The following is a 22,251-nucleotide window of genomic DNA, read 5'->3' on the forward strand; positions in this document are numbered from 1 at the left end:
TTCCTTCAGACCTTGTACCGGAAAATTATAATTTGGTAATAAATACCCGTCATCCAGGATATTTATATGGATAAAAGACGGGTATTTATTTTTATAAAAATATAAAACATTTGAAGACTATAGCCGTTATTCCCGCGCGTTATGAAGCATCCCGTTTTCCGGGGAAACTTATGCAAATCTTGGGTGACAAAACCGTGATTGCCACGACGTATCAAAATGTGGTAGAAACTGAGTTATTTGATGAAGTTTTTGTTGCAACAGACTCCGAAATTATTTTTAATGAAATTAAAAATATCGGTGGTAATGCCGTAATGACAGGATCACACGAGACAGGTAGCGACAGGATTGCAGAAGCTGTACAAAATATTGATTGTGATATCGTGGTGAACGTTCAGGGTGATGAACCCTTTCTAAAAACCGAACCTTTAAAACAATTAATTGCTGTTTTTAAAGATGATCAGGAGGAAAAAATTTCGTTAGCCTCTTTAAAAATAAGATTACACGAAAAGGAGGAAATTGAAAATCCTAATAATGTGAAAGTTATTACTGATAATCAAGGTTTTGCATTATATTTTAGCCGTTCGGTCATTCCATATCCCAGAGAAACTTCAGTAAAAACAGAATATTTTAAACATATTGGCGTTTATGCTTTCAGAAAAAAGGCATTGCTGAATTTTGCAAAGTTGAAAATGATGCCTTTAGAAATAGCAGAAAAGATTGAATGCATAAGGTATTTGGAGTACGGTATGAAGATCAAAATGATCGAAACAGATTTCGTAGGCGTTGGAATTGATGTGCCGGAAGATTTAGAGAAGGCGCGTGAAATTTTAAAACGAAATCATTAAATAAATAGATTACTCATTAAATTAGAATCGTTTAATCATCACCTATTTTTAAAAGTAATGATTTTAAATACCTAATGAAAATCATATTTATTCTGATTCAAAAAGTATATATTTGAAAAATTTTCCTGAGGTATTAAATATCTTCTAACCATTAATGCACGTAAGAACGTTCTTTTTTAGGACGCAATGTTATCATATGAAAAAATTATTTTTAGTATTTATATTCGCAATAGGATCTATAACTTATGCACAAACAGCAAAAGAGATTATTGATAAAAACATAGAATTGTCTGGTGGACTCACCAATTGGAAACTTTTAAATTCTGTTTTTTTACAGGGAAAAGTAACTCTCGGAATAAATGACGATTATCCTATCAAGATTTTTCAGCAACGCCCAAATTTGACCAAAACTGTTATTACCATTGGTAAAAAGGAAACTGCGATCGAAGGATATGACGGTACAAAAGGATATGCGATGAATTATGCGACCAATAAAATTCAAGAATATCCAAATTATGTTGCAGAGAGTTTTGACAACGATTTTATTGATTGGGAAAACAAAGGCTTTCAGGCAAAATATATGGGTAAAGAAAAGGTAGGAGACATCTACTGTCATAAAGTGGAGCTGACCAAGAATGTGAACAAAACTGTTTATTTCTTTGACGCCAAAACTTATATGATTCTGAAAGAAATTAAAAAAGATGATACTTTACTTTATTCAGATTACAGAATGGTCGGTAGTTTGATGATGCCCTACAGAATAGAATCAGCATCGCCAAAAAAAGACGGTGATTATGTGATGATTTTAAATAAAATAGAAACAAATAAGGTATTCCCAAGCAATACTTTTAAATTTTAAAATGATGAAAAAAACACTTATACTCTTAATAGCGGTCGGAGCAGTCACTATAGGCTGTAAAAATTCAAATAAAGATATATCTAAAGTGGATACAACAGAGAAAATGAACCTGAAGACCATTTACGATTTTAAAGTAGAAAGTCTAGATGGTAATGAGATTAACTTTGCAGATTTTAAAGGCAAAAAGATTCTAATTGTTAATACAGCATCCGAATGTGGCTTCACCCCACAATATGCGGATTTAGAAAAATTGTCGAAAGATTATGCTGACAATTTAGTCGTTGTCGGTTTTCCTGCAAACAATTTTGGCGGTCAGGAGCCCGGAAGTAATAAGGAAATTGGAGCTTTTTGTGAAAAAAACTTTGGAGTTACTTTTCCTATGGCAGCAAAGGTTTCTGTGAAAGGAGATGATACAGCACCGATTTTTAAATATCTTATAGAAAAGGAGTTGAACGGCGTAAAAAACACCGCGATCCTTTGGAATTTCACCAAATTTCTTATTGACGAAAATGGTCATCTGATTGATTCTTATATTAGTACAACGAAACCTACAAGCGATTCCATAACGAAATATTTAAAATAATTTCCTTGAAATTTGAGGATGAGAAACAAAAGATCATCTTCTGAGAATTAAAATAAAAAAAGAAGCCGTCTCAAAATAAAATATGAGGCGGTTTTTTTATTTTCTGTTGTAAAGCGTTAAATTTTGATTATTTGTGATTTTTGCACATTAGGATAAAAATGTGCTCTTACTTAAGCACTCTTTTTTCTTAGATTGTGTGCTAAAGCGTGTAATCCGAACTCTAATTCCACTTTTTCTATTCCTTTGTGTGTAAAACGCTTGAAGTTCCGATTGGATTTGATATGTGCAAAGACGGGTTCTACATCCGCCGTGCGTTGTTTGCGTTTTATTTCTCCGATTTCACTCAAGATGTTTTCCCGAACTCTCTCCTTATGCCGTTCTAAATTTTGGTTGCGTTCTATTATTCTGTTTCCCTGGGCTTTATGGCAAGCCCCTCGCAGCGGACAACCGTTGCAGTTTTGAGCCTGGTACAGTGAACTTGTCTGAGCATAACCGCTTTTTGTTTTTCGATTTCGGTTGGTGATTTTATTCATCGGTTGCCCCATCGGACAGATATACTGATCTTTCTCTTCGTTATAATAAAGTTTATCGCGGTGAAAGTCTTCGTTGATTTTCTTTCTTTTCGATTTTAAAATACCCTGTTCCTTATCGAAGGTGTTGTATTTTACGAAGGTTTCTATATTTTTCTCTTCCAGAAAATCATAATTTTCTTCACTGCCGTAACCAGCATCAGCAGTAAGTTCTTCCGGCAAAAACTGATAAAGTTCTTCAAAAGTATTGAGATGTGGTTTAAGCGTATTTAAATCATTGGTGGTTTGGTGTAAAGTATAATGAATAACAAACTGGGATTCAGAACTTACCTGCACGTTGTAGGCGGGTTTAAGTTGACCATTCTGCATATGATCATCTTTCATGCGCATAAATGTGGCATCGGGATCGGTCTTACTATAACTGCCACGTCCGTCCAAAACCTTTTCCTGCTCCTGGTACTTATCCAGGTTCTGAGAAAAATTCTTTTGAATGTATCTTAATTTTGCCTTTGCTTTGGTGGATGCCTTCGGGTTTTTGCTGATGATCTCTTCTATTTTCTTGGCGGTCTTCTCTATTTTATCTTTATCGATGGTTTTAAACTCCGGTGGTGTAGGATCGCTGTCTTCTTCCTCAGCAATGCTTTGGGCATAGTTCCACATTTGTTCAAGTTGTTCTGCCATCTTCTCTTTTCTGGTTTTAATGGCATTGCCCCAAACGAAGGTATATCTCCCGGCAATAGACTCTATCTTAGTTCCATCGGTAAAAACTTCTTTCAAGCTAACGAGTCCTTCCTCTGCTAATAACAGGACGACCTGTTTGAAAATGTCTTTGAAAATAGTCTTGAGTTTCTTGCTCCGAAAACGTGCGATGGTGTTATGGTCTGCGACCTGTTGAGCGGACAACCACATAAAATTAATATTCTCACGCATCGCTTTTTCGATCTTCCTGCTGGAATACGTATTATCCATATAAGCGTAAACCATCACCTTAAGCATCATCTTGGGATGAAAGCTCGGTTTGCCATCTTTACTATACTCTTCAATGAGCAATCGTAAATCCAGTTGTTCAATAATTCCATTAACGACCCGAACGGCATGATTTTCTGGAATCAATTCCTCGATTGATGGTGGGAATAACCAATTTTGTTGTTGGTTATAATCTTTAAATTTAATACTCATATAATTGATTATCAATACTTAAAGATAGTAAAACCCTTTAAAACTGACAAATGTTAAACACAGAAAAAACCGCCTCAGTATTGAGACGGCTTCTTTTTGTTTTGCCGTAATATAATCCTCCCAAAAACATCGTTGCAAAACATTCTTTTATTTTTGCTAATGTTTTACGATCTAATTAACGATAGCGAGTATGTTCTTTATTCTTGGAGAATCGGTTAACGATCGGTTTGAAAAAGGATTTATACTTTTCAACGTCAAACAGCTGGGAATCGGTTAAGGCTTTATAGGTAAGCCAAATACCAAATGGTAATAGAATTAAATTGGGGAGCCAGGCAGCAAGATAAGGATCCATATTTCCTGCCCAAGCAATATTTTCTGCAGATAAATTAAGAACGTAAAAGAGGATGAAGACCGCGATTGCGATCACCACCGGCAAGCCTAAACCACCTTTTCTAATGATAGAGCCTAAACTTGAACCAATCAAAAAGAAAATAATACACGTAATGGAGAACGACGCGATCCTTTGCTGATGCATGACCACTCTTGCAAAATAACCGTGCATATCTTTTAATTGCGAATCTTTAGCTTTCGTAGATTCTTTTACACTTTCAATTTTATTGTAAGCGGAATAAAGAATCTCCTGCTTCTTTTTCAATTTTACAGTATCGATTTGCGCAGGCGCTGAAATTTTAACTTTTGGTTTTGTCTTATCAATATAATTTACATAACTGTTGGTTTGACTCACCAATTCGTAGGTTAAATTATTTAAAGTGCCTTCATTGCTTTTTTTGGCTTCTTTAATCGTATTGTTAAGTTGTACGATATTCTGAAATGAATAGTCATCGGTAATCTTTTCTGCTTCCAAAGCTTTATCTATAATTTCAGAAATATTAAAGTGGGAAACCAAAGTGTCAAATTTAATAGCCTGATCCGGTTGTTTCATGCGTTGGTTGTAGTCAACACCATTTAATTGATCTTCATAAATGTGACCATCAAATAATACGAGTTTCAAATAATTGGGATTATCTGCCGGTACAAATTTGCCTTTTTCTGCAACGATGGATTGTTGATCTTCAAAGGAAGTAGCCATTTTACGAATGAAAACTCCGGTAAGATTTTCACCGTTTTCACCCGATATTTTGTCAAATTTTACGCTGTAGCCAGGAATTTGTTGAATAAATTGACCTGGTGTAAAATTTAACGCAGGTTTTGTTGCGGCAATATTATAAAGCATATTCTTTGCTTTTCGCTGAAAATCGGGCACAACATTATTGGAAAAAAAGAATAAAAAAGTCGAGAAGAGGAGGGTGGTGAAAAATAAAGGCAACATAATTCGAGTCAGAGAAATCCCTGCAGCCTTCATGGCAGCCAACTCATATCGTTCCCCGAAATCACCAAATGTCATAATCGCTGAAAGTAAAATCGTAAGTGGTAAAACCAGCTGAACCACAATAGCAGAGAGGTAGGAAAGTAATCTCAAAATTTCCCAGTAACTCAAACCTTTTCCTGTAAACTGCGCCAATCGTATCCAGATAATGTTCACCACAAATATGAAAAACAATACACTGAAGATGAACATAAACGGACCGAAAAAAGTTTTTATGACGTAACCGTCGAGTTTTTTAATCATGGTTCAAATTTACCAAAAAAGCCACAAAAGAACTTTTTCCTTTGTGACTTTTTTTATAATGACTTATTTATTGCTACAGTTCGGTAACAAAATAATTTTTGTATTGATCTTTATCAAAGTTAAACATGGTGTTGCTTAACTTTTGATTTTCTCTATAATCACTGATTGCGATTACGGAAACGCTGTTATCTTTTGAGAATTGTTCAATCTTCACTAACTTCTTTTTAGCATCGTTTATAAAGATATTCACTTCCTTAATTCCATTATTTGTAGTTGGCGTCAATTTAATGTAGTCAGAATTTACTCCATTTACATTAAGTTTTCCAATATATTTTACATTATATCCTTTTTTATATTCTTCAATATAGTTGAGGGGAGAGAACATCTGCTCGCTTCCTGTTGGTTTTGCAACGGTAATTTCCTGATCTTCTGCAGAGATATTGTAAATTTTACTTCCATCATAGATCTGTTCAATGCCCATGATTTTTAACTTATATTTATCTTTTGCAGAATAGAAGATACCTGGTTCTGTCTTGGTCACTTTTTTACCGGTTCCCGTTCCGTAAACAAATTTAAAGTAAACGTTATTTTTACTCTTATAATTTGTAGCAACCGCATCCAGAATATTTTTTGCTTTGGCATCAATTTTCTGAGCAGAAAAACTTGCTGTTGTTGCAACAACTAAAATTCCAACGGATAATTTTTTAAATATATTTTTCATTCTTTCTTTATTTTTTGGATGAATAATTGACTTTAAAGTTAAACTAATGTTTAAGATTTTTCAATTACTTTCGCAATTCTTCCAAAAACTGTTCCAAAGAATTTAAATCAGAAATCTGTACTTCTCTTGCTTTCGCACCATTAAATCCACCCACAATTCCGCTGGCCTCCAACTGATCCATGATACGGCCGGCTCTGTTATATCCTAATTTCAACTGTCGTTGCAGCATCGATGTAGAGCCTTGCTGCGTAGAAACGATAATTCTTGCTGCATCTTCAAATAATACATCTTTTTCATTAGGATCAAAGGCCCCCACTGTAGAAGTGGTTTCCTCGCCCGAATATTCCGGCAACATAAACGCACTCGCATATCCCTTTTGTTCTCCAATAAATTCGGCTATTTTTTCAACTTCCGGTGTATCAACGAAAGCACACTGCAAACGCATAATTTCATTTCCGTTGAAATACAGCATATCTCCTTTACCAATTAATTGATCAGCACCCGGAGAATCTAAAATGGTACGCGAATCTACACTTGAAATAACACGGAACGCCGCTCTTGCAGGGAAATTGGCTTTAATCATTCCCGTAATGACGTTAACGGATGGTCTTTGAGTTGCCACGATCAAGTGAATTCCAACCGCTCTGGCCAACTGTGCCAATCTGGCGATAGGAAGTTCTACCTCTTTTCCGGCGGTCATGATTAAATCGGCAAACTCATCAACAACGAGAACAATGTAAGGTAAATAACGATGTCCGTTTTCAGGATTCAATTTACGTTCAGAGAATTTTTTATTATACTCCTTAATATTTTTACAGAAAGCATTTTTTAGCAGGTCGTAACGCTGATCCATCTCGATACAAAGGGAATTCAATGTATTGATTACTTTGTGAGTATCGGTAATAATGGCATCTTCGCCATCTGGAAGTTTTGCTAAATAATGTCTTTCGATTTTTGAATAAAGTGAAAGTTCTACTTTTTTCGGATCAACCATGACAAATTTTAACTCGCTTGGATGTTTCTTATAAAGTAGAGAAGTTAAAATGGCATTGATCCCAACTGATTTACCCTGACCTGTAGCTCCCGCCATAAGTAAATGCGGCATTTTTGCTAAATCGGCCATGAAGATCTCATTGGAAATTGTTTTACCGAAAACAACTGGTAGATCCATGTCAGAATTCTGAAATTTCTGAGAAGCGATCACACTTCTCATTGAAACCATAGATGGATTTTTACGGGGAACTTCAATTCCAATCGTTCCTTTTCCCGGCATCGGAGCAATAATTCTAATTCCTAAAGCCGAAAGATTTAAAGCGATATCATCTTGTAATTTCTTAATAGAAGCAACCCGAATTCCTGCCTCCGGAACGATTTCGTATAATGTCACAGTAGGTCCGATGGTTGCTTTAATTTCGGAGATTCCGACATTAAAGTTTTTAAGTAAACCAACGATTTTATTTTTGTTTTCTTCTAACTCTTCTTTATTTACAGAGATTTCTTCGTTTCCATAATCGCGCAATAAATCGAGTGTTGGCATTTGAAATTTAGCCAAATCCAGCTTATGATCATAAAAACCGTGTTTATCAACCAGTTCCTGTGAAGCTCTATCACTTTCATCAACGATATCTACTGTTTTAGCAACTTCTACCTTAAAGTTAATATCATCTGTTTTAGGGGCAATATCTACGATTGGTACGGACGGAGTCGGACTTAAGGTCACCGAATTATTTTCTGCACTTTCATAAAAGGAAGTCTGATTTGGCGTTACGATGGTTTCAAGATCCTGATTAATCGGAATATCCGGTAATCCTGTAACTGGATCTTTTGTCACTTTCTTTGATAGAGGAGCACTTTCGCTCACCGTAATTTTTTCTTCTTCTGAATCTGCTATTTCTTCTAACTCTTCATCAGCCTCGAAACTTTTTTCGGAACGTGGCATCATCCCTTTTACTTTTCCAACCGTGTTATCATTAAGATTATTCAGCTTTGTTTTAATATTGGTTGGATTCAGATTAAATTCCAAAATAAAATAAAGAGCAATACTGACCACGATCACAAGCCACAAACCTGCAGTCCCAATAATGGAGTTAAGAAAATCCATTATTTGATAACCGTAAACTCCACTTAGAACACCTTCACCTTTAGTTACAGCGCCCATAAATATTGGAAGCCAGCAAATAAAGAACAAGGAGTGACCCACGGTTTTCCAGGGTTTGAAATAATTTTTCTTAAGAATAATTAATCCCACTACAAAAAATAGAAAAGCCACAATAAATGCCGCAATACCAATGCTGTCAAAAATAAAAATATTGCCCAGCCAATCACCAATCTTTCCAAAAATATTGGATGATTGAATCTCTTTGTCAAGCATGGTGCCAGCCTGACTTTGATCTGCTTTCCAGTTCATTAAATAAGAAACGAAAGAAAGGGCACTTACCACCGAAATCAAAAGAAATAAAATTCCGAAAAATATACGTGGTTTAGAAAGGGTTTTATTTTGCTCAGCCGTTTTTGCAGGACTTTTTTTAATGTCTTTTTCCATAATATTAATGAGGGCAAATTTAATAATAAAATTTAAGTAATTTTTCTGAATTAAAGAGAATTTATATTGTTTTTAAGAAGAAATATTTAGATAAAGAATTTGCCCTTATTTCAAAAAAAATAGGGCAGTGAATTTTATCCTTAATTTCTAAGTTATCCTGTTTATTTAAAATAAAAGATTTCTTTTATCAGTACGGAATATTATTTGTTGATTTCTTATCACAATTTCAAAAAATTATAAATTATGGAAAATCAAAATGATAAAATCACAGAAAAAGAAAGTAGAATTATAGATAATTCAGAGGTTAAGGATCGTGTGCTAAGAGATGAATCAGATAAAGATGGGGAACAGATTATTAATGACAGACCCATTGATGCAGAAAATGCAGTACCACCGGATGCCTGGAAAAATCAACAAAAATCCTATCAAGATGCCTGGGAGAATAATAAAAATCAGGCTCTGGAAGACGACATGTAACCTATTTTATAAATAAAAGTTCCGCTGTAATGCGGAATTTTTTGATTTAAGTTAATCTTTTTCAAATATTTTAACAGGCTTTTTATCAATACCGATAGCGACTAAAGTGAAATCTCCGGAAACCGCCCTTTCTCTACTTTCACTATACATTTCTTCTACAAAAACCTGTACGTTGACTTTTAAACTGGAATTCCCTACATATTTTACTTTTCCAATCAGTTCAACCAAGGTATCGGCGGGAATCGGATTTTTAAAATCAATTCTGTCGCAACTCACAGTAACAAAAGATTTTCGGGCAAATCGTGTAGCAGTCATAAAAGCAACTTCATCCATCATTTCCATCACTGTTCCACCAAACATGGTATTATGATGATTCGTAATATTGGGAAATACTACTTTAAATACCCGGGTTTCGGACTCTTGAATTTTTTCTTCGTAATTCATTTTTTAAATTATTAAAAGGATTAATAAGGGAAATGAACAGAAAGTAAACAATTAAGTTTAGAAATTTTTCTGCTTCAAATCGCGAAAGCACTTTAATTTCAAAGGAGGGATCTGACTTTCGGGAAACCCGAATCACAGTTGCGCGACAGTTCGTGATTCAAACACGATTCACCTTTACATTGAAATTTACGGGGCAAATATAGATTTTTTTTCTCTTCCAGAGTTTGATATTGTTTTTCATTAGCAAGGTGGAAATGGATCATTTGAAAATTTCAAAAATAATTCTTGGAATCATTTTTGACATCTTATTAAAACACTAAAATAACCTGTTGTGCATTTAGAAATTGAAAGGAAAAAAGATTGTCCATTTGATTAAAAAATCGTATATTTAATTGATTACCAAGTCATTTAAATACATGAACAATCTCATTCAAAACTACGAAATTATTTTAAAAGAATTGACAGCAACCTGTAAACATATTAAGTCAAATAAGCAGATCAGACTCCCGAAAATGTCTGACTTGGAACTTGTGGCACTTAATATTACCGCTGAATACATGTCCATTAACTCTGAATTACAGTTGTTTAGATGTATTTCGGGAACCGATTTGGATGGGAAGATCGAGAGGAGCGTCTACAATAAAAGAAGGAGGAGGCTTTTTCCATATATTGAAAAAATAAGGGAGACCTTAAGCGGTAAATTTTCTGATTTCAGCGATGTCTTCATTGTTGATTCAACACCGATTGAAATATGTAAATTCAGTCGTGCAAACCGTTCGGCAATTTGTTCCACAGATGATATCAAACCTTCGTTTGGATATTGTGCCGCGCAGAAGTCAAGGTATTTTGGCTATAAACTTCATGCGGTTTGTGACAAGAATGGAATCTTTCACTCTTTTGATTTCACCCCTGCAAATGTTCATGATGTAAATTACCTCAAGGATATTAAGGAAAACTTTAAAAACTGTTTATTGATCGGGGACAGAGGATATATCAGTAAAAAATTTCAAGTAGATTTATTCAACTATTCCAAGATAAATCTTTCGGTCCCGATGAGGAAAAACCAGCATGGTTTTGTAGAGTTTTCAAGGACAAAATCAAACATAAGGAAACGGATTGAAACCAATATATCGCAACTATGCGGCCAGTTTACAATAAACGTGAACTTTGCAAAAACCTTTCAAGGTTTGGCGACAAGGATAGTGTCGAAAATAACTTCTTTTACGATGATTCAATACCTCAATTTTTTCGTCTTCAAAAGAAGTTTGAATAAACTAAAAGTTAATTTGTGCTAAATGCACAACAGGTTAAAATATTATATTATGATACCAGAAGATAACAAACAGGAGCAGAATGAGAATTTAAAAGAAATGAATTACAATCCGGAAGAGGATATTTTCAATCAGGAAGAACATATTTCTTTGGATGGTGACGGAAATCCTATAGAACTTGGTGAAATGGAAGAAAATAGGTTGGGAGGCGATCTAGATGTTCCCGGTTCAAAAGCAGATGACGCCATGGAAGAGATTGGGTCTGAAGACGAAGAAAATAATTTTTACAGTTTAAGCGATAATCGGGATAATCACGAGGAAAGAAATGAAGATCTTCTCTCATAAATTAGTGTTAACACTTTTTAATCAGCATTTATTTTCAATAGTAAGAAGGAGGAGAATTTATTTTTCCTCTTTTTTTTGGTTTGTGTTTTTTTATTTGAATATCTTTAAAGCTTCGAAATCAAAAGCTTTTTCAAGGTTGTGAACCTTGATCAGTTTAATTCAAAATCTAAATATAGTCATGACTTTTCAAGAACAGATTCAACAAGGAATTCCACCCATTTTACCAGCCGCAAAACCTTTTGATCCCCAGATTAATCATGCTCCGAAAAGGAAAGAAATCTTATCTGAGGAAGAGAAAAAATTAGCTCTAAAAAATGCTTTACGTTATTTCGATCCGAAATTCCATGCAGAATTGCTACCGGAATTTAGAAAAGAATTAGAAGATTACGGACGAATTTATATGTATAGGTTCCGTCCGGATTATGAGATGAAAGCGCGTAATATAGAGGAATATCCAGGGAAATCTCAGCAGGCAAAATCGATCATGCTCATGATTCAAAATAATCTGGATTATGCAGTTGCACAACATCCTCATGAATTAATTACATATGGTGGAAACGGCGCGGTTTTTCAAAACTGGGCGCAGTATCTTTTGACTATGAAATATTTGTCGGAAATGACAGACGAACAGACTTTGACCATGTATTCCGGTCATCCGATGGGATTGTTTCCGAGCCACAAAGACGCACCAAGAGTAGTGGTGACGAATGGAATGGTAATCCCAAATTATTCAAAACCGGATGATTGGGAAAAATTTAATGCGTTGGGAGTTTCACAATACGGACAAATGACGGCGGGAAGTTATATGTATATCGGTCCACAGGGAATTGTGCATGGAACGACAATCACGGTTTTAAATGCTTTTAGAAAAATTAAAAAAGAGCCGAAAGGCGGTTTGTTTCTTACTTCTGGATTAGGTGGAATGTCCGGGGCTCAACCAAAAGCAGGTAATATTGCCGGGTGTATCACTGTTTGCGCAGAAGTAAATCCTAAAATCACCAAAATTCGTCATGATCAAAAATGGATTGATGAAATTCACGGAAATTTAGATGAGTTAGTAAAAAGAGTGAAAAAAGCGCAGGAAAATAAAGAAACTGTTTCGCTGGCTTATCTCGGAAATGTAGTAGAAGTTTGGGAGAAATTTGACAAAGAAAATTTACATATCGATATTGGTTCTGATCAAACGTCACTCCATAATCCTTGGGCAGGAGGATATTATCCAGTCGGAATTCCTTTTGAAGAAGCCAACAAAATGATGGCTGAAAATCCGGATCTATTTAAAGAAAAAGTGCAGGAAAGTTTGGGTAGACATGCCGCCGCTATTAATAAACATACCCAAAAAGGAACCTATTTCTTTGATTATGGAAATGCATTTTTACTCGAAGCAAGCAGGGCTGGAGCTGATGTAATGTCAGAACAACCCACTTTGGGAAGAGAATTTAAATATCCAAGTTATGTACAGGATATTATGGGTCCCATGTGTTTTGATTTTGGTTTTGGACCATTCCGGTGGGTTTGTGCAAGTGGTAAGCCCGAAGATCTTCAGAAAACTGATGACATTGCCTGTGCGGTTCTGGAAGAGATCATGAAAAATTCACCAAACGAAATTCAGCAGCAGATGCAGGATAATATAAGCTGGATCAAGGGAGCGCAACAAAATAAATTAGTGGTTGGTTCACAAGCAAGAATCCTATATGCCGATGCAGAAGGCAGGATGAAAATTGCGGAGGCTTTTAACAAAGCCATTAAAAATGGAGAAATTGGACCAGTGGTTTTAGGTAGAGATCATCACGATGTTTCCGGAACAGATTCTCCTTACCGCGAAACTTCTAATATATATGACGGATCCCGTTTTACAGCAGATATGGCCATTCACAATGTGATTGGTGACAGTTTTCGTGGTGCAACTTGGGTCTCCATTCACAATGGAGGAGGCGTCGGTTGGGGCGAAGTGATTAATGGAGGTTTCGGAATGTTGCTCGATGGTTCAGAAGATGCGGATAGACGGTTAAAATCGATGCTCTTCTGGGATGTTAATAATGGAATTTCACGTAGAAGTTGGGCGAGAAATGAAGGGGCAATTTTTGCTATTAAAAGAGCCATGGAGATCGAGCCTAATTTGAAAGTTACATTACCTAACTTAGTTGATGAGAATTTATTGTGAAAGATTAAACGCTGATTAGTGTTTTTAAAAGAATATCTATTTCTATAAACCCTGCCTTAGCCGCAGGGTTTCGTATTTAATATATGTTTATATATAGGATATAGATTTTACAAATGACAATTTTAATAATAAAAAATACCATTTTACCGTATGTAGTATTTTATTTGACAATATTTGAATGACATTAAATACTATCAATATGAAAAACTTAATTAAAATTTTAGCCGTTTTTTTTGCAGTCAGCTTTATAGGTGTGAGTTGCAGCAATAACAATGACGAACCAGTAATGAGTCAAACCATTTATGCGATTGCCTCACGAGACTCTGATTTATCTTCTTTGAAAGCAGCCATTGACAAAGCAGATTTGGCGGCAACTTTAGATGCTTCTGTCGGAACTTACACCGTATTTGCACCATCAAATGCGGCATTTAACACTTTCTTACAAGCAAATGGTTTTGCTTCTTTAAATGATGTTCCTGTAGCAGCACTAAAACAAATTTTATTAAATCATGTACTTGCCACAAGAGTTACATCGGGTGACATTGCCACAGGGTATGTTTCAACTTTAGCAAAAGGTGCAGCATCATCTACAAGAAATTTAAGTATGTTTATTAACAATGCTTCCGGAGTTAAAATTAACGGGATTTCAAATGTTACGAAAGCTGATATTATGGCGACCAACGGCGTCATCCACAAAGTAGACGCAGTAATTGGATTACTAACGATCGTTACTCATGCTTTGGCAAATCCAAATTTCACTTCACTTGTAGCGGCTTTAACCAGAAATGATATGCCGGATTTTGTAGGGATTTTGGGAGGAACAGCTAGTTCACCATTTACGGTGTTTGCACCTACGAATGCTGCTTTCACTTCATTACTCGGAGAACTTGGTTTACCTAATTTAGCTGCAGTGCCAACCGCAACTTTAGAAAATGTTCTTAAATATCACGTTGTAGCAGGTGCTAGTGTAGCTTCTACTGATTTAGTGAATAATATGAGTGTAACAACTTTCCAAGGAGGAATGTCTACAATCACAACCACAGGTGGTGCAAAAATCACGGATGCCAATAACCGAGTTTCAAACATTATATTAACAGATGTACAATGCAGTAACGGTATTGTTCATGCTATAGACCGAGTTCTTTTACCATAGTTAGTTTTTATTTTTATGTTTATAAGCGTCCCAATTGGGACGCTTATTGTAGTTTTGCAAAAATGTAATTTTATGAAATTTAAAATAGCTTCTTTTTTTATTCTATTTTCTATTCTCCTCTCAGCTCAATCCGGTAGCGTTAACGTAAATGTCTACGATCAATTTACCAAAAAACCACTTTCGGCCACCATCAACATTGAGAAAAACTCAGAGGAATTTTTTGGAAATGGAAATGTTTTAATCGCTGATTTACCGTCCGGGACTTACACTTTAAAAATTAACGCACAAGATTATGAAACCGGTTTTTTAACTGATATCGACATTATTCCAAACCAAAATCTTACATTTTCTATAGGTTTAAATAAAATTGCTAAAACGATTGATGAAGTCATTATCACCAAAAAACAATATAAGACGACTGCAGAAAGCCCACTTTCTTTAAGAAATATCACAAGTGAAGAAGTTCAGAAGAATGCCGGCTCGACTCGTGATGTTTCCAAAGCTATTTTAAGTTTTCCGGGCGTTGGAAGTACGGCAACTTTCAGAAACGATCTCTTTATCCGCGGCGGAAGTTCATCTGAAAATAAATTTTATATCGATGGTATTGAAGTTCCCGTTATCAATCACTTTCAAACACAGGGCGCATCCGGTGGTCCCAGAGGAATTATTACCATTGACTTTGTAAAAGATGTAGATTTTTACAGCGGCGCTTTTCCAGCCAGCAGAAATGGAGCATTGTCCTCGCTTTTTGAATTTAACTTAAAACAGGCAAGAAAAGATAAACTGGGTTACAAAGCGGTGATCGGTTTAGACGATATGCAGTTAATGGTTGATGGTCCATTATCCAAAGATCAATCTTGGAGCGGACTTTTCAGTGTACGTAAATCGAATTTGCAATTACTTTTCAAAGCAATCGGTCTGCCCTTTTTGCCCAGTTATTATGATGGCACTTTTAAGATTTCTAAGAAATATGAATCTGGCGATGAATTGTTTTTCTTAGGTCTTGGCGCCAAAGACAGTTTCAAATTTAATGAAAGTGCCGATCCAAGTTTAACAAATCTTACCCTGATTGATCAACTTCCCGTTTCTCCGCAATGGAATTACACGATCGGTTCCGGTTACCGTCATTTGGCAGAGAATGGCAACTGGCTTTTCACCTGGAGTAGAAATATGCTGGACAATCAAGCTTTAAAATATTATCGAAATATAGAAACACCCGATAATTTACTGTATGATTACAAATCGCAGGAGAGCGAAAATAAAGTGAGGATCGACCGTAATTTCAATTGGTCAGATTATCAGTTCAGTACAGGAACAAATATTAATTTGGCCAGATATTACAATAATTCTACGGTAAAAAATGTAACCCAAAATGCTTTTAATTTTGACAAATTCGTTTCTGAAATTAATTTAATGCAATATGGTTTCTATTTACAAACAGCCAAGAAATTCTTTTCCGATCATTTACAGTTTTCTGCAGGAGTTCGCTTAGACGCGAGCAATTACTCAGAGAATACGGACAATCCGTTGGATCAGTTCTCTCCGAGACTTTCTTTAAGCTATAAAATAAATCCACAAATTGCTCTTAATTTTAATACGGGAATCTATTACCAGCTTCCGGCTTATACTTCTTTAGGTTTTATTGAAAATGGCGGTTTAATAAATAAAAGTACTTTAAAATATGTTCGAAATGCCCATTTAGTGGGTGGAGTAGAGTACAACGGAAAAAATAATCTGAGATTAACTGTTGAAGGTTACTATAAAAAATACAAGAACTATCCGTTTTCTTTGCGAAACCAGATTTCTTTAGCAAACGTGGGTGGGGATTTCGGTGTTGTAGGAAATGAACCGTTGGATTCCCGTGGCTTCGGAGAAACTTATGGAATAGAATTTTTAGCCCAAAAAAGAACCGTAAATAATTTCTACGGAATAATGGCTTATACTTTTGGTTACTCAAAATTTTCCAATGCTGCCGGAAATCTTTTACCATCGAGTTGGGATTCGCGACATATTTTAGCGGTTACCGCAGGAAAGTATCTGAAGAGAAACTGGAACATTGGTGCAAGATTCCTTTTACAGTCCGGCTTGCCTGAAACCCCTTATGATTTACAAAGAAGTGCTTTGGTAGAAGTATGGAATATCGCCAATGGTCCTTTGAAAGATTTTACTTTGTTAAATTCAGAGCGTGGAAATCTTTCGCATCAATTAGATCTGCGTGCAGAAAAAAAGTGGATTTTTAAAAAATGGCAGTTTACCGCATATTTGGATATCGTAAATGCTTATGGATCCAAAAGTCCCAGCAATCTGCCCATCGTAAATTTGCAACGTGATGGCCAAAACAATGGAATCATAGGAAATCCTGGCGCTCCGGAAAACCAGCAATATTATCTTCTGGAAACGGGGGAAATGGACCGTTCTACACCGCTGCCTTATTTTGGATTTATGTTTGAATTTTAGATTGAGAAACTATTATATTCCTAATTGAACGGTATTATGAATTAAGCATTGGTGTTTATCCAATGCTTTTTTTGTTTCGATTTTTGTAAGATTTAAAAACAAAATTGTAAATTTTTCAGATTACGTATTTTAAAAAAGATAATAGAACAACCGGAGACATAATGAAATAAATTGATCTTTAGTAAATAAAAAAAAACCTGCAATGGAGCAGGTTTTTCTATTAAATTTTAAGAAAGGATTTTACATTTTTACGGCTTTAATGGCAGCTTCATAATTCGGTTCGTGGCCAATATCATCAACCTGCTCTTCGTAGACAATTTTCCCGGAAGGATCAATGACAACAACTGCGCGGCTCAGAAGTCCTTTCATTGCGGAATCTGTAAGCTCAACACCATAAGTTTTTCCGAAATCTGACCGGAAATCTGAAAGCATCACTACGTTTTTGATTCCTTCTGCGCCACAAAATCTTTTCTGTGCGAAAGGCAGATCTTTTGAAATACAAAGCACGACCGTATTCGGAAGACTTGCTGCATCTTCATTGAAATGACGCACCGAGGCAGAACAAACGCCAGTATCAACACTCGGAAAAATATTAAGAATCAAATATTTCCCTTTGTAAGCATCGAGGTTTTGGTCCTTCATATCTACATCTGTCAAACTAAATTTAGGTGCTTGTGTATTTACGGCAGGCAATTTTGCATACGTGTGAACTGGTTTTCCGCCCATCAAAACAGTATTTGCTGTTTTAGAATTTTGAGCAAATAAGAATGTGGAAATGAATAAAACAGTACTGAATACTAATTTTAAAAACATATCTTTAATTTTAATCAAAATTATCCTTTTTATTCAGCATTTGGCAAATTCATCAATATCTTTTCTATTTTAATTTTTTGACTTTATTATTAAAGTGACGATGCCTGATGTTTATCAAACTAACGTCTTCGATTTTGCTTTTGTCAATTATAAGCCGTATCTTAGCCTTTCAATCAAATAGTTATGACCGCAAAACCATTTAATTTCAAAGAAAAATTCCCATTGGGAATTTCGTTGTTGTTGGCATACCTTCATGATGACATTTTTCTAAAAGATTCTAAAGAGTTTATTTAAGATTCCCTGTTGCGATTCAGAACAGGGCACTTTACGAACACTTATTAATTTACCAACTTATTTTTTTGAATATATTTTGCAGGAAATCTGAATGTTTTTAATATTCGGTTTTTCGGTCTGAATCTTCTATTATATTCAAAGTTTAATTTTTTTAGAAATACATTATGTCACAGGATATCGTTTTAACAACAGGAATTTACAACTTAATCAAAGATCATTTAAGAAGAAAAAGAACCACTATCGAAGAGGAGAATATTCTTTTAGAACAACTCAGAAACGCCAAGCAGGTTCTTCGTCGCGAGTTACCGGAAGATGTAGTCACTGTAAATTGTGAAGTTAAGATTAAAGACGTGGAAACAAACGAAGAAGAAAAATATTTGTTTGTTCAAACCAACAGAGAAAAAGCAAAAAAAGGAAAATATTCAATCCTTTCTCCAATTGCATTAGCTACGATAGGAAATAAAGTGGGCGACGTTATCAACTGGCCTTTTGAAAATGGAGAAAAGAAAATTGAAATCTTAAGCGTAGCACCTTTAGCTTAATTTTCTCAGAAATAGTATTTAAAGAAACTCTCAAAAATTGAGAGTTTCTTTTATTTTTGAACGGAATTGTTTTTTATATCTTCCATCACCCATTCCAGTTGAATGTCTTTTTTCTGTAAAATTTCGTTTAAAGTTGGAATAATCTCGTGATCGGGGAGAACTCCTTTTTTTGTTCCTGTAAATTCAATATTTTGCTGTATCAGCATTAAACCAATAGGAAGCTGGAGTTTTGAATGCGGTAATTTCTCCGTAGAATATCGTCCTGCGACGGTTCCGTCATTTGCGCCGCCGGTTTCTTCGCCAACCAAAAAAGCTCTTTTTTCACCTTTTAATTTTGAGGAGATTATTGAGGATGCTGAAAAACTGCTGCCATTAATCAAGACATATATTTTTCCCTTAAAATTATTTTTCTTTGGTTTTCTAACAGCAAAGATGCCATTATTCCGAACGTAGAAACGTTCATCCTTTTTCTTCACAGAGAACAAACTCCCCGTTAAATAAAGAGGATAAGTGAGCACTGCAACAGGTTTTAATAAATCAGGAAATTCATTGATGTAGTTCGCGTGAAGCATAGAAAAACGGGAAGTCACTTCAATATCGTTGATGAATTTAAAATCATCAGAAACCAAATAGGAATACAGATTATTAATTTCTGCTAAGGAACCGCCAAGATTATCCCGCACATCTAAAATCAGATATTTCGCCGGTGAGTTTTTCAATTGCTGAAAACTTTGTTTGTAGAATTTTCGGGAGAATGTTCCGGAAAAAGTTTTGATTTTCATGTAAGCAACCAAGGAATCCTTTGTTGCAAACTGAAGATCACGATTGAAACTTTTGGTTACAATATTATAATCTTTGGTTTTTCCTGTTTCACTTCTTTGTTGCTTTTTATTTTCCTTTTCAGTTTTCTTTTTCTCTTCTTTCGTTATTTTTTCCCGATAGATGTAAAAGGTTTTCAATTCATTTTGATATTTCGCATCGATTTTTACACTGTCCAAAATTCCATATTCTGCGGTAAAGAAACTCGGCCATCTTCGTTCCATGGAATATTTTTGAAAAGTCTGGTTTTCGCCGTCACTATTGACTAACGGTTTATATTGATGTAGTAAATTTTTAACGGGAATATCTTTAATTGTAAGAATCTCTGTTCCCACATTCATATTTGGGATTTTATCGGCATTGTCTTTTACAAAAATCCGGTCGTGATGAATGGTGAAATTATAGCGATTCAGCAGACCTTTCTGATTTTTCAGATCTTTAATCTCTTTCTTCGTCAAACGCTTGTCATAGGGATACAACCGAAGATGACCTTCTTTAATTTTAGCAATGACTGGCGCGAGCTTTTGATAAAACTCTTTTGGTTTTAAAGGCTTATGAATGGTTAATTTCAGACTATCAAATTTTTTATTGAGTTCCTCTTTTGAAATGTACCAATATAAATTTGGGTGCAGCTTTTCTAATTTTTGACGGGTAAAGTCCACATCTTTTCTCAGATTTGTCGCATCAATCGGAATCTCCAATCTTTTATTGTGTTGCTTTACCGATACACAAGAGGAAATGACTAAAAACAATAAAAGAAGAGCAAGTTTTTTCAACGTTTAATTTTTTTTAAAAATAAAATTTTATAATCAAATGCGCGAATAAAAAGAAGCCGTCTCAATACTGAGGCGGTTTTTTCTGTGTTTAACATTTGTCAGTTTTAAAGGGTTTTACTATCTTTAAGTATTGATAATCAATTATATGAGTATTAAATTTAAAGATTATAACCAACAACAAAATTGGTTATTCCCACCATCAATCGAGGAATTGATTCCAGAAAATCATGCCGTTCGGGTCGTTAATGGAATTATTGAACAACTGGATTTACGATTGCTCATTGAAGAGTATAGTAAAGATGGCAAACCGAGCTTTCATCCCAAGATGATGCTTAAGGTGATGGTTTACGCTTATATGGATAATACGTATTCCAGCAGGAAGATCGAAAAAGCGATGCGTGAGAATATTAATTTTATGTGGTTGTCCGCTCAACAGGTCGCAGACCATAACACCATCGCACGTTTTCGGAGCAAGAAACTCAAGACTATTTTCAAAGACATTTTCAAACAGGTCGTCCTGTTATTAGCAGAGGAAGGACTCGTTAGCTTGAAAGAAGTTTTTACCGATGGAACTAAGATAGAGTCTATTGCCGGGAGATATACCTTCGTTTGGGGCAATGCCATTAAAACCAGAAAAGAGAAGATGGCAGAACAACTTGAACAAATGTGGAACTATGCCCAAAGCATTGCTGAGGAAGAAGACAGCGATCCTACACCTCCGGAGTTTAAAACCATCGATAAAGATAAAATAGAGAAGACCGCCAAGAAAATAGAAGAGATCATCAGCAAAAACCCGAAGGCATCCACCAAAGCAAAGGCAAAATTAAGATACATTCAAAAGAATTTTTCTCAGAACCTGGATAAGTACCAGGAGCAGGAAAAGGTTTTGGACGGACGTGGCAGTTATAGTAAGACCGATCCCGATGCCACATTTATGCGCATGAAAGATGATCATATGCAGAATGGTCAACTTAAACCCGCCTACAACGTGCAGGTAAGTTCTGAATCCCAGTTTGTTATTCATTATACTTTACACCAAACCACCAATGATTTAAATACGCTTAAACCACATCTCAATACTTTTGAAGAACTTTATCAGTTTTTGCCGGAAGAACTTACTGCTGATGCTGGTTACGGCAGTGAAGAAAATTATGATTTTCTGGAAGAGAAAAATATAGAAACCTTCGTAAAATACAACACCTTCGATAAGGAACAGGGTATTTTAAAATCGAAAAGAAAGAAAATCAACGAAGACTTTCACCGCGATAAACTTTATTATAACGAAGAGAAAGATCAGTATATCTGTCCGATGGGGCAACCGATGAATAAAATCACCAACCGAAATCGAAAAACCAAAAGCGGTTATGCTCAGACAAGTTCACTGTACCAGGCTCAAAACTGCAACGGTTGTCCGCTGCGAGGGGCTTGCCATAAAGCCCAGGGAAACAGAATAATAGAACGCAACCAAAATTTAGAACGGCATAAGGAGAGAGTTCGGGAAAACATCTTGAGTGAAATCGGAGAAATAAAACGCAAACAACGCACGGCGGATGTAGAACCCGTCTTTGCACATATCAAATCCAATCGGAACTTCAAGCGTTTTACACACAAAGGAATAGAAAAAGTGGAATTAGAGTTCGGATTACACGCTTTAGCACACAATCTAAGAAAAAAGAGTGCTTAAGTAAGAGCACATTTTTATCCTAATGTGCAAAAATCACAAATAATCAAAATTTAACGCTTTACAACAGAAAATAAAAAAACCGCCTCAAATTTTATTTTGAGACGGCTTCTAGTTATTTAATTA

Annotated in this window: 18 protein-coding genes; 11 read left to right on the forward strand and 7 right to left on the reverse strand. The window is 35.3% G+C overall.

The window, feature by feature from the left end:
* The first annotated feature begins 110 nt into the window (after positions 1-110).
* From kdsB to EIB73_RS02270, 3 genes are all read left to right on the forward strand, one after another.
* Positions 111-845, forward strand: coding sequence for a 3-deoxy-manno-octulosonate cytidylyltransferase (kdsB, locus tag EIB73_RS02260; protein ID WP_125022238.1), 735 nt, complete (start codon positions 111-113; stop codon positions 843-845).
* Positions 846-1,041: 196 nt separating this feature from the next.
* On the forward strand, positions 1,042-1,704 hold the full coding sequence (locus tag EIB73_RS02265) for a histidine kinase (protein WP_125022240.1): 663 nt from the start codon (positions 1,042-1,044) through the stop codon (positions 1,702-1,704).
* Positions 1,705-1,708: 4 nt separating this feature from the next.
* Positions 1,709-2,287 carry a glutathione peroxidase gene (locus EIB73_RS02270; RefSeq protein ID WP_125022242.1) on the forward strand — a complete coding sequence of 193 codons (579 nt, stop codon included), beginning with the start codon at positions 1,709-1,711 and terminating at the stop codon, positions 2,285-2,287.
* Positions 2,288-2,457: 170 nt separating this feature from the next.
* On the opposite strand, the gene EIB73_RS02275 is transcribed toward EIB73_RS02270, so the two are convergent.
* The 4 genes from EIB73_RS02275 to EIB73_RS02290 all read right to left on the reverse strand — a co-directional run bounded on the left by EIB73_RS02275 (position 2,458) and on the right by EIB73_RS02290 (position 8,889).
* Positions 2,458-4,005, reverse strand: coding sequence for an IS1182 family transposase (locus EIB73_RS02275; protein WP_125026049.1), 1,548 nt, complete (start codon positions 4,003-4,005; stop codon positions 2,458-2,460).
* Positions 4,006-4,171: 166 nt separating this feature from the next.
* Complete coding sequence (locus EIB73_RS02280) at positions 4,172-5,626, reverse strand: LptF/LptG family permease (protein WP_125022244.1); 1,455 nt, start codon at positions 5,624-5,626, stop codon at positions 4,172-4,174.
* A 73-nt stretch (positions 5,627-5,699) separates the two neighbouring features.
* Positions 5,700-6,347 (reverse strand): LolA family protein, encoded by a 648-nt coding sequence (locus tag EIB73_RS02285; RefSeq protein WP_125022245.1) that lies wholly within the window; start codon positions 6,345-6,347, stop codon positions 5,700-5,702.
* Between the two features lie 64 nt (positions 6,348-6,411).
* Positions 6,412-8,889, reverse strand: a complete 2,478-nt coding sequence (locus tag EIB73_RS02290; RefSeq protein ID WP_125022246.1) for an FtsK/SpoIIIE family DNA translocase — start codon at positions 8,887-8,889, stop codon at positions 6,412-6,414.
* Positions 8,890-9,132: 243 nt separating this feature from the next.
* Here EIB73_RS02290 and EIB73_RS02295 point away from each other — a divergent pair, with 243 nt between their 5' ends.
* On the forward strand, positions 9,133-9,366 hold the full coding sequence (locus tag EIB73_RS02295; RefSeq protein ID WP_125022248.1) for a hypothetical protein: 234 nt from the start codon (positions 9,133-9,135) through the stop codon (positions 9,364-9,366).
* A gap of 51 nt (positions 9,367-9,417) precedes the next feature.
* Here the strand turns inward: EIB73_RS02295 and EIB73_RS02300 are convergent, their stop codons facing one another.
* A complete protein-coding gene (locus EIB73_RS02300; RefSeq protein WP_125022250.1) occupies positions 9,418-9,810 on the reverse strand; it encodes an acyl-CoA thioesterase in 393 nt (130 codons plus the stop codon).
* 416 nt (positions 9,811-10,226) lie between these two features.
* Here EIB73_RS02300 and EIB73_RS02305 point away from each other — a divergent pair, with 416 nt between their 5' ends.
* The 5 genes from EIB73_RS02305 to EIB73_RS02325 all read left to right on the forward strand — a co-directional run bounded on the left by EIB73_RS02305 (position 10,227) and on the right by EIB73_RS02325 (position 17,200).
* On the forward strand, positions 10,227-11,105 hold the full coding sequence (locus EIB73_RS02305; protein WP_125021619.1) for an IS982 family transposase: 879 nt from the start codon (positions 10,227-10,229) through the stop codon (positions 11,103-11,105).
* Between the two features lie 27 nt (positions 11,106-11,132).
* Positions 11,133-11,426 carry a hypothetical protein gene (locus EIB73_RS02310; RefSeq protein WP_125022252.1) on the forward strand — a complete coding sequence of 98 codons (294 nt, stop codon included), beginning with the start codon at positions 11,133-11,135 and terminating at the stop codon, positions 11,424-11,426.
* Positions 11,427-11,604: 178 nt separating this feature from the next.
* Positions 11,605-13,590: a urocanate hydratase gene (locus EIB73_RS02315; RefSeq protein WP_125022254.1), complete on the forward strand. Its 1,986-nt coding sequence runs from the start codon at positions 11,605-11,607 to the stop codon at positions 13,588-13,590.
* A 286-nt stretch (positions 13,591-13,876) separates the two neighbouring features.
* Positions 13,877-14,743: a fasciclin domain-containing protein gene (locus EIB73_RS02320; RefSeq protein ID WP_228411266.1), complete on the forward strand. Its 867-nt coding sequence runs from the start codon at positions 13,877-13,879 to the stop codon at positions 14,741-14,743.
* A 72-nt stretch (positions 14,744-14,815) separates the two neighbouring features.
* Positions 14,816-17,200, forward strand: coding sequence for a TonB-dependent receptor (locus tag EIB73_RS02325; protein ID WP_125022258.1), 2,385 nt, complete (start codon positions 14,816-14,818; stop codon positions 17,198-17,200).
* A 240-nt stretch (positions 17,201-17,440) separates the two neighbouring features.
* Here EIB73_RS02325 and tpx read toward each other — a convergent pair whose 3' ends face one another.
* Positions 17,441-18,013, reverse strand: coding sequence for a thiol peroxidase (gene tpx, locus EIB73_RS02330; RefSeq protein WP_125022259.1), 573 nt, complete (start codon positions 18,011-18,013; stop codon positions 17,441-17,443).
* Positions 18,014-18,471: 458 nt separating this feature from the next.
* On the opposite strand from tpx, the gene EIB73_RS02335 reads away from it, so the two are divergent.
* Positions 18,472-18,849, forward strand: a complete 378-nt coding sequence (locus EIB73_RS02335; RefSeq protein ID WP_125022260.1) for a GreA/GreB family elongation factor — start codon at positions 18,472-18,474, stop codon at positions 18,847-18,849.
* A 50-nt stretch (positions 18,850-18,899) separates the two neighbouring features.
* On the opposite strand, the gene EIB73_RS02340 is transcribed toward EIB73_RS02335, so the two are convergent.
* Positions 18,900-20,444 (reverse strand): S41 family peptidase, encoded by a 1,545-nt coding sequence (locus EIB73_RS02340; RefSeq protein WP_125022261.1) that lies wholly within the window; start codon positions 20,442-20,444, stop codon positions 18,900-18,902.
* Positions 20,445-20,580: 136 nt separating this feature from the next.
* Between EIB73_RS02340 and EIB73_RS02345 the strand changes: the two genes are divergently transcribed.
* Positions 20,581-22,128, forward strand: a complete 1,548-nt coding sequence (locus EIB73_RS02345) for an IS1182 family transposase (RefSeq protein WP_125026049.1) — start codon at positions 20,581-20,583, stop codon at positions 22,126-22,128.
* The last annotated feature ends 123 nt before the right edge of the window (positions 22,129-22,251 follow it).

Source organism: Kaistella carnis (assembly GCF_003860585.1).
In the GTDB taxonomy this organism is placed as follows: domain Bacteria; phylum Bacteroidota; class Bacteroidia; order Flavobacteriales; family Weeksellaceae; genus Kaistella; species Kaistella carnis.

Coding starts and splice junctions, on each gene's coding strand:
- EIB73_RS02310 (WP_125022252.1), top strand. CDS start 11,133: ATGATACCAGAAGATAACAAACAGGAGCAGAATGAGAATTTAAAAGAA.
- EIB73_RS02335 (WP_125022260.1), top strand. CDS start 18,472: ATGTCACAGGATATCGTTTTAACAACAGGAATTTACAACTTAATCAAA.
- EIB73_RS02300 (WP_125022250.1), bottom strand. CDS start 9,810: ATGAATTACGAAGAAAAAATTCAAGAGTCCGAAACCCGGGTATTTAAA.
- EIB73_RS02265 (WP_125022240.1), top strand. CDS start 1,042: ATGAAAAAATTATTTTTAGTATTTATATTCGCAATAGGATCTATAACT.
- EIB73_RS02270 (WP_125022242.1), top strand. CDS start 1,709: ATGAAAAAAACACTTATACTCTTAATAGCGGTCGGAGCAGTCACTATA.
- EIB73_RS02315 (WP_125022254.1), top strand. CDS start 11,605: ATGACTTTTCAAGAACAGATTCAACAAGGAATTCCACCCATTTTACCA.
- EIB73_RS02305 (WP_125021619.1), top strand. CDS start 10,227: ATGAACAATCTCATTCAAAACTACGAAATTATTTTAAAAGAATTGACA.
- EIB73_RS02325 (WP_125022258.1), top strand. CDS start 14,816: ATGAAATTTAAAATAGCTTCTTTTTTTATTCTATTTTCTATTCTCCTC.
- tpx (WP_125022259.1), bottom strand. CDS start 18,013: ATGTTTTTAAAATTAGTATTCAGTACTGTTTTATTCATTTCCACATTC.
- EIB73_RS02285 (WP_125022245.1), bottom strand. CDS start 6,347: ATGAAAAATATATTTAAAAAATTATCCGTTGGAATTTTAGTTGTTGCA.
- EIB73_RS02280 (WP_125022244.1), bottom strand. CDS start 5,626: ATGATTAAAAAACTCGACGGTTACGTCATAAAAACTTTTTTCGGTCCG.
- EIB73_RS02295 (WP_125022248.1), top strand. CDS start 9,133: ATGGAAAATCAAAATGATAAAATCACAGAAAAAGAAAGTAGAATTATA.
- EIB73_RS02290 (WP_125022246.1), bottom strand. CDS start 8,889: ATGGAAAAAGACATTAAAAAAAGTCCTGCAAAAACGGCTGAGCAAAAT.
- EIB73_RS02320 (WP_228411266.1), top strand. CDS start 13,877: ATGAGTCAAACCATTTATGCGATTGCCTCACGAGACTCTGATTTATCT.